Annotated in this window: 15 protein-coding genes and 2 pseudogenes; 6 read left to right on the top strand and 11 right to left on the bottom strand. The window is 60.2% G+C overall.

All coding sequences use genetic code 11. The features are described from left to right. Positions 1-59 precede the first annotated feature (59 nt). Positions 60-434, bottom strand: a complete 375-nt coding sequence (locus JO965_RS15255; RefSeq protein WP_203439721.1) for a hypothetical protein — start codon at positions 432-434, stop codon at positions 60-62. 222 nt (positions 435-656) lie between these two features. Here JO965_RS15255 and JO965_RS15250 point away from each other — a divergent pair, with 222 nt between their 5' ends. Then, positions 657-1,085: a hypothetical protein gene (locus JO965_RS15250; RefSeq protein ID WP_203444354.1), complete on the top strand. Its 429-nt coding sequence runs from the start codon at positions 657-659 to the stop codon at positions 1,083-1,085. Between the two features lie 314 nt (positions 1,086-1,399). Here JO965_RS15250 and JO965_RS15245 read toward each other — a convergent pair. Together JO965_RS15245 and JO965_RS15240 are read right to left on the bottom strand one after the other, a co-directional pair. Then, a pseudogene (locus tag JO965_RS15245) lies at positions 1,400-1,589 on the bottom strand (GntP family permease); the annotation flags it as partial. Positions 1,590-1,592: 3 nt separating this feature from the next. Further along, the gene (locus JO965_RS15240; protein WP_203439720.1) at positions 1,593-1,787 is read right to left on the bottom strand and encodes a hypothetical protein; all 195 of its coding nucleotides are present in this window, start codon (positions 1,785-1,787) and stop codon (positions 1,593-1,595) included. Positions 1,788-2,165: 378 nt separating this feature from the next. Here JO965_RS15240 and JO965_RS15235 point away from each other — a divergent pair, with 378 nt between their 5' ends. Continuing rightward, a complete protein-coding gene (locus JO965_RS15235) occupies positions 2,166-3,020 on the top strand; it encodes a universal stress protein (RefSeq protein WP_203439719.1) in 855 nt (284 codons plus the stop codon). A 188-nt stretch (positions 3,021-3,208) separates the two neighbouring features. Here JO965_RS15235 and JO965_RS15230 read toward each other — a convergent pair whose 3' ends face one another. The 5 genes from JO965_RS15230 to JO965_RS49365 form a co-directional block, all read right to left on the bottom strand. Then, the gene (locus JO965_RS15230; RefSeq protein ID WP_203439718.1) at positions 3,209-3,499 is read right to left on the bottom strand and encodes a hypothetical protein; all 291 of its coding nucleotides are present in this window, start codon (positions 3,497-3,499) and stop codon (positions 3,209-3,211) included. Between the two features lie 353 nt (positions 3,500-3,852). Then, positions 3,853-4,341: a GNAT family N-acetyltransferase gene (locus JO965_RS15225; protein WP_203439717.1), complete on the bottom strand. Its 489-nt coding sequence runs from the start codon at positions 4,339-4,341 to the stop codon at positions 3,853-3,855. A 50-nt stretch (positions 4,342-4,391) separates the two neighbouring features. Continuing rightward, positions 4,392-5,072, bottom strand: a complete 681-nt coding sequence (locus JO965_RS15220; RefSeq protein WP_203439716.1) for a DUF938 domain-containing protein — start codon at positions 5,070-5,072, stop codon at positions 4,392-4,394. A gap of 324 nt (positions 5,073-5,396) precedes the next feature. After that, positions 5,397-6,242, bottom strand: coding sequence for a class I SAM-dependent methyltransferase (locus tag JO965_RS15215; RefSeq protein ID WP_203439715.1), 846 nt, complete (start codon positions 6,240-6,242; stop codon positions 5,397-5,399). Between the two features lie 313 nt (positions 6,243-6,555). After that, positions 6,556-7,092 carry a hypothetical protein gene (locus tag JO965_RS49365; RefSeq protein ID WP_371826793.1) on the bottom strand — a complete coding sequence of 179 codons (537 nt, stop codon included), beginning with the start codon at positions 7,090-7,092 and terminating at the stop codon, positions 6,556-6,558. A 300-nt stretch (positions 7,093-7,392) separates the two neighbouring features. Here JO965_RS49365 and JO965_RS49360 point away from each other — a divergent pair, with 300 nt between their 5' ends. From JO965_RS49360 to JO965_RS15195, 4 genes and pseudogenes are all read left to right on the top strand, one after another. Next, complete coding sequence (locus tag JO965_RS49360) at positions 7,393-8,391, top strand: hypothetical protein (RefSeq protein ID WP_371826792.1); 999 nt, start codon at positions 7,393-7,395, stop codon at positions 8,389-8,391. 393 nt (positions 8,392-8,784) lie between these two features. Next, positions 8,785-9,018 (top strand): annotated as a pseudogene (locus JO965_RS15205) (hypothetical protein); the annotation flags it as partial. A 459-nt stretch (positions 9,019-9,477) separates the two neighbouring features. Continuing rightward, positions 9,478-10,794, top strand: coding sequence for a hypothetical protein (locus JO965_RS15200; RefSeq protein ID WP_203439714.1), 1,317 nt, complete (start codon positions 9,478-9,480; stop codon positions 10,792-10,794). Between the two features lie 589 nt (positions 10,795-11,383). Then, positions 11,384-12,172 carry a DUF4239 domain-containing protein gene (locus JO965_RS15195; protein ID WP_203439713.1) on the top strand — a complete coding sequence of 263 codons (789 nt, stop codon included), beginning with the start codon at positions 11,384-11,386 and terminating at the stop codon, positions 12,170-12,172. Between the two features lie 46 nt (positions 12,173-12,218). Here JO965_RS15195 and JO965_RS47920 read toward each other — a convergent pair whose 3' ends face one another. The 3 genes from JO965_RS47920 to JO965_RS15180 are packed head-to-tail and all read right to left on the bottom strand — an operon-like array spanning position 12,219 to position 13,023. After that, positions 12,219-12,539: a hypothetical protein gene (locus JO965_RS47920; RefSeq protein ID WP_371826791.1), complete on the bottom strand. Its 321-nt coding sequence runs from the start codon at positions 12,537-12,539 to the stop codon at positions 12,219-12,221. 27 nt (positions 12,540-12,566) lie between these two features. Continuing rightward, positions 12,567-12,833: a hypothetical protein gene (locus JO965_RS15185; RefSeq protein WP_246776569.1), complete on the bottom strand. Its 267-nt coding sequence runs from the start codon at positions 12,831-12,833 to the stop codon at positions 12,567-12,569. 10 nt (positions 12,834-12,843) lie between these two features. Further along, positions 12,844-13,023 carry a hypothetical protein gene (locus tag JO965_RS15180; RefSeq protein ID WP_203439712.1) on the bottom strand — a complete coding sequence of 60 codons (180 nt, stop codon included), beginning with the start codon at positions 13,021-13,023 and terminating at the stop codon, positions 12,844-12,846. Between the last annotated feature and the right edge of the window lie 263 nt (positions 13,024-13,286).

Here is a 13,286-nt window from a genome sequence, read left to right as displayed (position 1 = left end):
GACGGTCGGATCCGCGGCCCTGGAAGCCCGTTTGAGCGGTAAGAGTGAGCCGGAGGGTCTCAGCACAGGACCTGCATCAGGATCGCATAGCTCACGCCGGACAGCGTGAGCGCAAGGACCAGGATAGCGGCAGCGTGATTCTCGAAGCGGTCGATCTCAGCGTTGCTGTCACCGATCCGGGCACGACGTCCAGGGGCAGGAGCGCTTTTTGGTCGCCAACGCGTGAAATCCATAGGTGATACAAACGCCGCAGTAGTCCGTAAGATCCGGCGCGCCATGGTGAGAACGAATCTGGAGAGGGCTGGTCCCTGATGAGCGCTGCGCCGCGTGACGGCACGCCCGTCATCCTCTGGTTGATCGAGGACGAGACACCACCCGAGCGCCCAGAGCCTGTGGGGTTTTGGACCGCCAACTTTAAGGCAGGTGTCGGCCATTGGCGCCTCTTCGAAGATCCGCCACGCTTTTGCTCTGACGCACAGATCCGCGGGTGGCGACCGCTTCTCTGCCCACCCCGCATCGACGCTGAGCTCGATCGAACGGCTCCGCACCCAAAAGTATAGTTGGGCGAGAATGCCTAAGCTTGGCCTTTATTCTGCCTTCGGGGAGACACGATCAGAACTTGCGATACAGGCTCTCTTGAGCTGGGAACAGAACACATGTCGCTGGATGAACCTTTTCCCCTAAGCCAGTTTTCGCCAAGGCTGCAATGTGCAATCCGCAACGAGTTTGAAGGGCGCTGTCCCAACCTGCAAGAGGTGGCTAAGATCACTGATGCTCAATGGCTCTCAACGCCGTCCATCGGCCCAGCCATCCTGAAGAAAATCCGGGCTCTAGGGCAATGTGACGAGTGCTCAATCGGGCAAATGACGGATGCCGAATTGCTTCAGCGCCTCATCGATTTGCAGGAGGAGATCAGGCTGATCCAGCGCATGGTCGGGATGACGATTCCTCGATCCTCTCGAGAAGGTCGACCGCGTTATCGGTCGCTAGCGGCTTCATCGGATCGCATTGCAAGATCGGAGCAATATGTCCGGACCGGGAGATCTGTTGTAGGTCAGGGCATTTTCACGAGTGGCCCCTTGTAGGGCACGACAGATAGCTGTTTCGGAGCGGGCGCGATCGCGGGAGACGCCGCTGGTTGCTCACATAGGCCTGCCATCTGGATGAGGCCAAAGCCAACGTGGGATTCCATCCGGGCAGGCTGACCGGATTGCTCGGCGCGGCGGTGTCTATCCCGCTCGGCACGATCGTATCGACCGACGCGGACGCCCAGCCCCGTCCCGAACGTCGTCCGCCGCGCCCCACCCGTCCGGGAGGGCCTCCCCCGCCGCGGCCGCTGGGTCTGGGTGTCCGGCCATTGGGTCCGCCGCAGAGGCCGGTGGTAGGCCGTCGGACCCGGCACGACCGCGAGAATAGTCCGATCCCTGCCGAGCCGGGCCGTCATGACGTCAGCGATCGCCGTGACCGAGCCGCTGTCGTTCATGAACTTGCTGAAGGAAGCGCGCGGCACTGCCCATGAAGATCTGCGTCCAGCTTGCGAGCAGCAGCACGCTCCAGCCGCGGAACGCGAGCCAGATGAGGAGGCCCACGGGTCACACGCTCTCGGGCAGCCAGTCGATGGCGAGGGGGAAGCGCGTCCAGATGGTCCGTGCGTCCGTAGCCAGGAAATCCTTTGCGGCCTGGCGTGCCTTGTCCCGCAGCATGGTGAGGAACTCCCATTCGGCATTGAGCTTCGAGGAATAACCGAATCCGATCCTCTGGTCGCGGCTCACGCGGTGGATGCGCATGCCCGCCCACAGGACGCTCTTGCCGCCTAGAAGTTGACGCCCGTTGGTGATCGGAGCGTGAGAATTTGCCTCCTGGCTGACATTATGGTGCCTGTATTCGCTCCCTGGTCCGATAAAAGGTCGTCGTGAAGGTGGCACTGAGCTATTGTTCTTCAGGCCCCGAGATTGATGCGCCACACCCATAACCGGCGGTGATATGATGACACCGTCCCAAATAGAACGACGATTGATGGTGATCGTGGCAATCGACGTGGTCGGTTCCTCGCGCCTTGTCGAGGCTGTGAGGCTTCAACCTTGGCCGCCGTGAGGCCACGCTTGGCGCCCCTGCAATGGACATGAACGAAAGGTCGGGCCATCCGACTCACGGGAGATGAACCCATGCATATTCTCGCGGCAACGGACTTCTCGACCCGGTCGCAACGGGCCTTGCGGCGCGCCGGCCTGCTGGCACAGGACAGCGGCGCCGAGCTCACCCTCGTGCACGTCGTGGACGATGACCAGCCGCCGGATCTGGTCGCGCTCGAACGCCGCGAGGCCGAGCGGATTCTGGGCGAGCAGATCGGTGCGATCGCTGAGCTGCGCGGCCTCCCGTCGCGCGCCCTCATCGTGGAGGGTGACCCGTTCGACGGCATCCTGCGCGCCGCCGCATCAGCGCGGGCGGACCTCGTCGTTATGGGAACCCACCGCAAGCAGCTCCTGCGCGATATCTTTGTCGGAACGACCATCGAGCGCGTGATCCGCACGGGTCCGGTCCCGGTCCTGATGGTGAATCGGGAGGTGGAGCAGCCCTACCGGACGGCCCTGGCCGCCGTCGACATGTCCGACCCGTCCGCGAATGCCATCAGGGTTGGCATGTCCCTGGGATTGCCCGGCGCGACCCGGCTTGCGCTCGTCCATGCCTTCGAGCCGCTGGCGAAAGGAAAGCTGGTCTATGCCGGGCTCAGCCAGGACAGCATTGACGGGTATGTGGCCGACGAGCGTGACCGGGCCAGCAAGGAGCTGACCGCGTTCCTGGACGCGAACGGGCTCGATGCACCCGGGCGGTCGATGCGCATCGAGGAGGGGGCGCCGTTCGCGGTGATCGCCAGGGTTGTGGCGCAACTGAAGTCCGATGTCCTGATCATGGGGACGCACGGCCGCTCGGGCATCGCCAAGGCGCTCCTGGGGAGCGTGGCCGAGGAGGTCCTGCGCTCCCTCGACATCGACATCCTCGCCGTCCCGCCCCTCCAGTAACGTTCAAGGATGACGACGCGATGAGCGGGCGTCTTGGTCATCTCCTAAGGCAGTTGCGACGATGGCCAAGCCCGTCAGCGTTCCCGAATGCCCGCAGTCATCGGCCGATTGGAAACCCACTTGCCAACCTCCACGTCCAGCTCCCCGGATGTGTGACGCGACGTGTGGGTATCGCGTAGCCGCTTCAACTATTTCAGTTGGAGAATGACTGGACCTTCCGACACTTTCGGTGCACTCACGCCAATGTCCGACGCATTCTTGCCGATCCATTCCTTGGCTCTTTGCATACTCTCATCCGTGCCCGCCTTGTCCTGACAGACCGTGACGGAGACGCCGCCCTCGCCAGTGCGGATCAGGGAGTAACCGACAAATCCCTTGACCGTCCGTATCAGGCTCTCGACATCGGACTTGCGCGTCTCCAGCAGATCGAAGAGTTCCTTGGCCCCTTCACCCGAATAGGTTCTGATCACGGCGTGCATGGCTCTGTCCTCCGTTAGGCGTCTCCTGTTGAATGATGCAGACGATTGCCCCGGATCGCGCAGCCAAATGTGCGCTTCCGAACAGCCCACGTCCACAACTATCACTCATGAAAGGGGGCGATGATGGCAGCGCGGCATCTGGGGCTGGTCCTAGAATGGCGCTTATGGGCATGGGGCGGAAGCCGACCGAATGTCCGTATAATGCGGGCACACCGGACATTTATGAGAGGTCAGCAATTTCCTTGCACGACCCGGAGCTGACTCGAGCTGTTCCAACATAGGTTGCGTCTACCGGGGTCCTGAATTCCCGTTTCGCGAATTGCAGGACTGCCTTCATGCTCACACGAGCGCCGTCATCGAAGCCTGAACTCGATCCGGTTGGGCCGGGGCCCAGGGCGCCCCGTGGCGTAGAAGCCGGTCTTGGTCAGCAGCCGGATGGAGGCGGCATTGTCGGGTCGACATTCGGCAAAGATTGGACGAGGTGCCAGCGTAGGATTAGCGGCGATCTGCGCCAGCGTCCCCCGAAGCGCTTCAGACGCGTAGCCCTTGCCCTGGTAGTCGATGCCGAACCAGTAGCCGACCTCGATCGTCCCGTCCGCATGATCGATGACTCCCATGGCTCCAATCAACGTTCCGTCAGTAAGCCGAACAGAGAAGAAATACTCCCTCGTCCGATCCTGATCGGCAATCAGGGCTTCGGCCTTTTCCAGCGGGAAGCCGCCTTCCATGAACGCCATCCACTGGCTGACGGCCGGAGTGTCAGTGATGCAGGTGAGTTCCGGAGCATCCTGAATCTGCAACTGATGGATAATTAGCCGCTCAGTTGTGAAAGGCCTCAACATGGGAATAGCCTCGACGTAATCGGCTTTCTACCGCCTCGAACCAGGAAACGTCAGCGCCGGAAGATAAGGCTCAGATTGTTGGCGGGCATCGGAACCCGCTCAACAAGGCCGAGCCCGTGGGCTCTGGCGAGGTCCGCTACCTCACCCACGTCGCGTACACCCCACTCTGGATTTCGGAGTCTGAGGTCCTGGTCAAAGGCTTCATTGCTCGGAGCAGTATGCGCGCCATTCTCCTTGTACGCCCCGTAGAGGTAGAGGACGCCTCCAGAGGGAAGTAACCGACCTGCCCCTGCCATCAGTCCCTGGGTCACACGCCAGGGAGAAACATGGACCATGTTGATGGCCACGAGGGCATCGGCCCGCTCGACAGACCATTCCGGAGCCGCGGCATCGAGCAGGAGGGGAGGAAGAAGATTGGACAAACCCGAGGCGGCATGATGGGCAGCGATACTGCTGAGAGCCTGCTGGTCATAATCGGTCGGCTGCCATTGCAGGTGCGGGAATGCGGCGGCGAAGTGGACGGCATGCTCACCTGTCCCGCTGGCAATCTCGAGAACGGTTCCGATCTTGGGAAGGAACCGACGCAGGAGGGTCAGGATCGGATCGCGGTTCCGCGCTACCGAAGGTGATGTCAGGGTTCCCCTTGCGACCGACCAATCGTAACGGCTTTGAGGCTCGGGATTTGTCGCAGCCGGGCTTTGGTCATCCGGACCTCCAGCTTGTCGTGACATGACGAGCTCCTCCTCATGAGACGGACCAGTTTTCAAACGTCCTCGCGGTCATCCGCAAAGTGGGTCATTTTACTCCTCTAGGGCAAAGCGTGAAGAGACTGGTTCCTAGCGAGCCTTCGGCATAAGCCCTCCGCACGGATGTTACATTGACGACGATCTGACCTGGGGCACGCCGTTGGCCGGGAATGTCGTCAAATGGCACTTCTCGGACATAGCATCTAGGTCAGCTTAGACTGTCTAAGCTGACCTTCCTGATTGTAGCAATTGCGCGGTTTTGACCCGAGATTCCGCTCCTTGCTCCGGAATTAAATGCCAAGCTTGGAACTAACGAATGATCACCACTTCAAGGTATTTGCTGGGAACAACCATAGTGTCGTCGCCTGAGCGATTGAACTCCGCGGTTAAGTGCAGCAGGTCTTTCTCGAGAGCTCCTCGGGCATCAGGTGCAAGCGCCGCAAAGATCTTGAGAACCGGTCCATAATAGTTCCGGAATACATCCAACCAGTGCTCAGGCGACCGGTAGCGGAATACAAAGTGCCTCTCATTGGCTTGGATCGACGCGGCTTGCCGGCCGAACAGCTCATCAAGGCGTTCACGGTTGCCCCAGAGAGAGGGCGGTCGCACTCCCGCCGGAGGGGGCATGTACTTGCCAACCGTCTTGAACAGCTGACCGATGAAGCCGTCCGGTGTCCAGTTCGCGAGCCCGATCCTGCCTCCGCGTTTGCACACTCGGAGCAGTTCCGATGCGGCCTGATCCTGGTCTGGAGTGAACATGACACCGAAGGTGGAAACCACCACATCAAAGCTCTCATCCGCAAACGGAAGAGCTTCTGCATCCGCCTCCTGGAAGGCGATGGGTAGACCCTCGGCTTGAGCCCTCTCCCGTGCCCGATCGAGGAGAGAAGGCACGTAATCCGTAGCAACGACATCACACCACCTGCGCGCGGCCGCAAGCGAGACGTTTCCGTTGCCTGCAGCCACATCGAGCACCTGTTGACCTGCGCGAAGGTCGAGCGCCTCGCAAAGCTCCTCGCCCACGATCTGGAGAGTGGTTCCAACGACAGCATAGTCTCCGGACGACCAGGCACTCTGCTGGCGGGCTTTGAGAGCATTCAGGTCTGGTTGGACGGATTGTGGGTCCTGGTTTATCGTGACAGCGGCATCAGCCATGACCGGCCTCCCTGGGTGTTGACGAGCCGGCCTTTGGTTCTGGCGAGCCGGAAGGCTTAAGGCCCCATGGAAGAGACCGTAGCAGCCGCCCGTGGAGGTGAACGTGGTAGGCAGCGTGGAAACGGCCGTGGAATCGTCCATCTCGGGGGATCTCCGAGGTTCCGCGTCCTACGTGGTGCGGATGCTTGGGCCTTTGACCATATCGCGCAACGATGTCTCAATAGCGCTGCCGGCATCACGTAAGGTGCGGGCCTTGTTCGCCTATTTGGCACTTTCCGCAAATGCCGTGACGCGAAGCCACCTTTGCGAGTTGCTATGGGACGTCCCGAACGATCCCAGAGGGGAACTGCGCTGGTGCCTCAGCAAGATCCGCCGCCTCGTCAATGAGCCCGGAAAGTGCAGGGTGAGGACTGAAGCGGATGCTGTAGCGCTTGATCTGGATGGATGCCAGGTCGACGCCTTGCAGATGCTCCGAGCCGCAGATTTGGGTATCGCCGCCCATTCCTTGGAGCAATTGCGCGGAATCGCTGACGGTTTCGGAGACGAGTTTCTTGAGGGCTTGGAACTGGATCGCAGCCCGAACTTCAACACCTGGCTCGTGGCACAACGTCGTCGCATCCGAAGCTTCCAGATACATGTTCTGGAACATCTTGTTGAGCGCCTCGCTGATGATGAGGCTCTCGATTACTTGAACCGCTGGGCCTTGCTCTCCCCACTGGACGAGCGGGTTCATGTGCGTCTTCTCCAGGTCCTTGCCCGGCAGCAGCGTTTTCAGGAAGGGAAGGATCACCTTGAGGCAATCGTCCGGCTGTTTGAAGCCGAGAGTCTGGATAACGCTCCTCTCCGCCACGCTTGGCAATCTACAAGGACCCAGCCAGCACGCCCGCTCTCAGCTCACGCGACCATCATCTCGGAGCCGGCGGCTAAAGCAGTCGTGCAGATCTCGCCCGCCGCACCCCACCGCGGCTCCATTGCAGTTATGCCATTCACTGACCAATCCAGCGCACCATGTTTTCGGGGCGGAATCTCCGACGCTCTCGTCCATGACGTCATCACTCGACTTGCCAAGTTGCGGAGTCTGTTCGTCATTGCACAGGGGACGACTTTTGCTCTGCATGACAGGAACATCCCACCCCACGAGGCGGGACGCATGCTGAATGTCGAGTATGTCGTCAGCGGATTGCTACGTCGCGATGGCAGTCGCCTGACGGTGCAAGTGGAGCTCTCGGAGGTGCGAAGCGGACGGATTGTCTGGGCTGAAATCTTCAATCACTCTGTTGATGATGCCTTCCTCGTCCTGGACGAAATCGGCGACAGGATCGTGGCCGCGATTGCCAGCGAAGTTGAAGCGGTGGAGCGCAATCGCGCCATTCTCAAGCCGCCAAATTCACTGAATGCCTGGGAGGCCCATCACCGCGGCCTATGGCATATGTACCGGTTCAACAGGATGGACAACGAGCAAGCGCAGCGCTTCTTCGAAATAGCCGTCGGGCTCGATCCAACCTTTGCACGAGCCTATGCTGGGTTGTCCTTCACCCATTTCCAGAAGGCGTTTCAGGGTTGGGCGGAGCGCCAGCCTGAGGTCGACCGCGCCTTTGAGGCAGCCGGACAAAGCCTCATGGTCGATGATCGCGACCCGGCTGCCCATTGGGCGATGGGCAGGGCACTTTGGCTGCGCGGTAGCTATGACCAATCGTTTCGCGAGTTGGAAACGAGTGTCGACCTGAGCCCCAATTTTGCGCAGGGGCATTATACGCTGGCGTTCGTCCATTCTCAGGTTGGCAATCCAGGCACGGCTATCGCGGCATCCGATCAGTCGCGTCGTCTCAGCCCCTTCGACCCGATGCTGTTTGGCATGCTTGGCGCCCGGGCCATGGCTCTCGTCCGTCAGCGCAACTTCGAAGAAGCCGCGCGCTGGAGCGTGGATGCGGCCACTCGACCAAACGCGCATGCTCATATCCTGGCGATTGCGGCATTATCATTAGCCCTGGCCGGGCGGATTGATCAGGCACGTGAGTATCTCACCGCCATTCATAGGACACTCCCTCGTTATGGTGTTCGCGACTTTCTCACTGCAATGCGGTTCGCACGAGAGGACGAGGTTCTGTTCCAAGAGGCAGCTCGGCGCATAGGGATGGACTCGAACTAAGGACAGCCGCACCGCAACTCGACAGGCCCATTTTGCTCAGCAGTAGGTTCTGGCGCCTCTCGGAAGCAGTGCTTCGGTCTGCTCGCCCAGCGTAAGCGGACCTTTGTGAAGGTAGGGAACCTTCAGGGTCTGAACCGACACGGACGCTAACGCCCGAACTGCTCCATCGTTTGGGAAGCAATGTTCTTTGGTGGCAGCCAACCACGGTCGTGCAACGGCCGACATCCTTAAAGCGCCGACCACCTGTCCAGTTCTGTCAAGCGGATGTCCCACGCGATCAAGCAGCCCCCAAGGTTCAGCGTAGAGTTCAGTTTTACGGCTGGTCCGGGGCAGGAGGGGCATCGCCCACGGGCCTTCCCCGCGAGCCTTCCCATTGAGCATGGGAGCGTGGACATGAAAGCGGCAGCCCTCACCCTTTCCCTGATCACCGCCAGCGTCCTGACCATCTCCATCGCCCAGGCCCAGCCGGTGGCCGGCACGCCGGGCTCCCCCGGCGCCACAATGACCATCGAGGGCAGGCAACTGCCGCCGCCGGATCCGGCCTTCGGCGGCGTGATCCGGGAGCAAGCCTCGGAGTCGACGGCGTGGTGGGCACCGCGCGTCGTGCCGCCCCAAGGCGCGCCTAATCAGCGCCCAACAGTCGGCCGGTGATACATTGAATTGAAGAGCAATCCTTGATCCGTGAAAGAGTTCGGACAGGGCTTCACTGAAGGCCCGATGCAAGAATGGCTCCGACACCACCGGAATCCATCCAAATCGCAGCCGTTACCGACTCACCTGACTCGCCGGGACGGCAAGCACCATCATTGGCTTCAAGCCTGCCTTATCGGCAGTCCAGCGCATGAAAACAGATCGCTTCAGGATTGTTGACTTTCTATTTGGGGTGATTTGGCCGACGGAAGGCTCAAAGAACCGGAGCGAGTGTGGGAGCATATCCGATGTGCTGGTTCGCTCGACAATGAGCACAGCCCTCGACGGTTCTAGGAGCGCGAAGATCTTAGGAGGTGCCGTCCGCAGCAAGCCACAATCCATTTCAGCCCTTGTGGGCATCAGGGATTTCAGTCAATTCGTTGAGGAGGATATTTTATGTCCAAGCAATTGCTTTACTTCAACGCGACTACGGAAGAGCACGGAGCAGAGCTCTATTATCTCCCTCAGAGAGGAACACGGGCGACCTTGATCGATCTCGTTCCGGGTCAGGAGGGATCGGATCCTACCGGCTTCACGGCTCTGAAAGGCCAAGTCTATTTTTCGGCCTATGCTCCAGGGCACGGCCATGAGCTTTATCGCCTCTCTCCCGGAAGCTCCAAACCCACATTGATCGACATCGAGCGCGGCCAGGAGAGCTCATATCCGCACAATTTCACCGTCTACAAGGGACAGCTTTACTTCGCCGCCACCACGGCAGCGAACGGCACCGAACTCTATCGTCTCTCTTCTGAGAGCAATGTGCCGACTCTGATCGATATCAATCCCGACCGAAGCGGGCCCGATCCGTATACTTTGGGGTCGGACCCAAAGAACTTCGTGACTTATAAGGGGGGCCTCTACTTCACCGCCTTCACGGAGGCGCGGGGGGAGGAACTCTATCGCCTTTCTGCCGACAGCAGCAAGCCAACCGTGATCGACATCAATCCCGGCGAGAAGAGTTCGATGCCGGGGATCTTCGGAGACTTCACGGAGTACAGGGGGCATCTCTATTTCACCGCAGATACGCCGCAGAGTGGGACTGAGTTGTATCGGCTGTCCCCCGGCAGCACGAAGCCCGTTCTGATCGACATGACCCCTGGTCCGGCAGGATCGTTCTCCAACTACTTTAGCGGCTTCGAGAGGTTTGATGGCAAGCTCTACTTTGCCGGATTCAGTGCAGAGACCGGGACGGAGCTCTCTTATCTCGACGGTGCAAGCAGGACGCCGACCATAATCGATATCAACCAAGGTCAAGCCTATTCCTTTCCGACCAATCTTACCGCCTTTCGGGGAAGCCTGTACTTCACGGCTTCGACGGAAGAGCATGGTACCGAGCTCTATCGCCTTCCCCGCGGCAGCACTGAGCCAATCCTGATCGATATCAACCCAGGACCGGCCGACTCCGCCCCACTCGACCTGACCGTCTTCAAGGGCAGTCTCTACTTCTCGGCCAACTCCAAGGAGCATGGCAACGAACTCTACCGGATCTCTTCCGGCAAGACGAAGCCCACGCTGGTCGACATCAATCCGGGAACGGACGATTCTTCCCCAACGGACTTTGCCACGCTTGACGGCAGACTTTACTTCACGGCCAGCTCGCATGATCAAGGCCGTGAGCTCTATGGGCTTTCTTCAGGCAGTCAGAAGCCGAGCGTGATCGACATCAATCCCGGCCCGGCGGACTCACACCCTCGCGAATACTTTACGCTGTGAGGATCATGGAAGCACTTCAGGTCGGAGCGGTGCTGAGAATGGTGTGATGCGAAGGTCTGGCCCAGTACTGCCTTTGCGTGCGCCTCCAGAGCATCGGATCCAAAGTGGCGTCCACTAATGGGTCCGATGCTCTAGCGCATCGTGCGGAACCGGAGGTCGGCGTCACCGACCCGAAGGGCCACGTTAGCGAAAACCGGATCCACTTTTCCTCACGATGCGCTGGAGCAGCGGACGTTCACACGAATCCATGGCCAGTGGCGTTGAAGTAGTCGCGGCACCACTCCTGCGGCTCGAAGCCGTCATAGATCCCGCACGCCGTCGGTTATGCCGTTGAACGGAGTGTGGTGGGCTGGCATAGTCGCGGTACGAAGACCCGCTTTCACCACACGCCGCTACAGCCGGTCAGAAGCGAGTACCGTGACGACAGCCCGATCCGCCCATTGGCTACCATCAAAATACCTGGCACGAATAGCCGGGTTCTTGAGGTAGCATTCTTCGGCGGCGAGCATGATGGGCAACTCGTCCGGGAGAAGACAACGGGGCGGATGAGGACACCATCCTCCACCTGATTGCGGAGACGGCAGAGATCATGGACTGGTTATACAAGCTGATCGCTAACAGCAGTGATGCGGTCATTCTCGTCGGCGGAGTGGTCTGCACCGCCGGTCTCGCCCTTGTTCTCGCCCTAATCTCGCGGCGGCTTTTCTTTTCACCCCACGACGAGGCGTTCGAGAGCCACAGCAAGCTGGCCGATGTGGTCCATGGAAGCCTTCTGGCATTCTCCGTCTTCGTTCTTGCTCTGGTGCTGACGGAAGTCCGCTCCAATCTCGGGAAGGCTGATGACGCGGAGCTTCGGGAGGCTTCGGTCATCGCGCGGCTTGTTCGAGACCTCCAGACTTTGGGGACCAAGGAGGCGTCAACCGCGAGTGAGCGCGTTAAGGACTATGTCAGGTCGACGGTCTCCGCAGAGTGGGAGTTGCTCGCCCAGCATAATCCGTCGCTTGCGGAGGAAACAGATCGTGCCTTGGCGTTGCTCGTAGCACAGGTTAACACGGTGGCCGCGGGCAACCCCACAGCCGCCAGTGCTTTACGAGGTTACGTGGAGAAGCTGGAAGATCTGCGCCAGAGCCGACTCGAGTTCGCCACAAAGAGTGTGCCTCCGGTGTTCTGGTGGGTGATGGCCGTGTTCATCATCGGCGCAATGATCATGAACGGGCGCCATAAACTGGACGCCTTCGGAATGACGCTGATCGCCTTCCACATGGGGGCAATCGGGTTGGTTATTGCTTTGATCCTGGTGATGGATTCACCGTTCAGAGGAGAAACGAGCGTCTCACCGGTTTCGCTGATGAGGGCCGCGAGGCTGCCTTCACCGTAGTGCAACTGTCCAGGTCGAGCCCGCTTGAGTCTTGGGAGACCTTGAGCTAGCGCATCGTGCGGACCCAGCGGTCCGCGCCAGCGAAAAGTAGACCCACTTTCCGGTCCGATGCTCTAGCCGGCGTGAGCCCGCTCGTCAGAGGATAGGCCGAACACGGGATCTCTTCGTCGTAGCCCTTGAGCGGGCGGGCTCCGAGCGGGATCAGGGTGCGCTTGCCGCTCACGGCTTCGGCGATTTTGATATCCAGCAAGATCTCCCGATCCGTTGCTGACGCGCAGAGCCTCGCGGCGAGGTTCACGACGCTGCCGATGGCCGTGTAGTCGAACCGGCTCCCGTATCCGATCCGCCCGACAATGGCCGGTCTCATGGCGGGCTTGGATTCCAATCCTATACATCATAGCTGCCTATCGCGGATAACAAGCTTCCCAACCACAAGCTCATCGATCTCCATGCGGCTGATCCGCGCCCTTCCGACCACCAGTCGTCCGATCGCGAGCGCACCAATCGCCAATGCGCCAAGTGCCACAGCGCCGAGTGCCACGGCGCCCACTGAGGAAGCTCCTGTCCTGACCATTCCAATGGCGACGCTCTTCGTGGCAACCGAGTTATTGGCCATCCTGCTGCGCTCAACCTCATGACGTCCTATGCGTTCACTCATCATCCCTCGCTCCTCAAGGCTCGGAAAGCTGATTCAGGAACAGACCGCCCGGTGCAGCACGACCCAGCCGAGCGACCATCCAGTGTTGGCGGCGACCGGCAAGGATCTGCGTGATCCCGAGCGTGGCGATGACCATCCTCGGACTCGGCATGGCGGGATCGCTCGCCAGGGACTCGCTCACGGGATTCGACACGAATGGATCTCAGCAGCAGCGCGGGGGTTCTGCAACCTCCTCCGGCCAGCTTAGCGCTCAATCGAGAGCACATCTTGCGATGTTCCCGACGTGGCAGGCCATAACAAAACGGCATAACTGAAAGTATGTCAGGCCGCCTAGTGACACCACGTGGGCCTTGTTAGCTTCTTTGCAACCGAGCCCGAGACGAACGACAGGCTGCGGGAGGATGAAACAATATTAGGCTGCGGGCGCAAGCCTGCCGGATCACCAGCGGGCCAGCG

The sequence above is a fragment of the Microvirga sp. VF16 genome (assembly GCF_016864375.1).
Classification (GTDB): domain Bacteria; phylum Pseudomonadota; class Alphaproteobacteria; order Rhizobiales; family Beijerinckiaceae; genus Microvirga.
The sequence above is the reverse complement of the archived record's forward strand: the minus strand, read 5'-3'. Positions and strand labels throughout refer to the sequence as shown.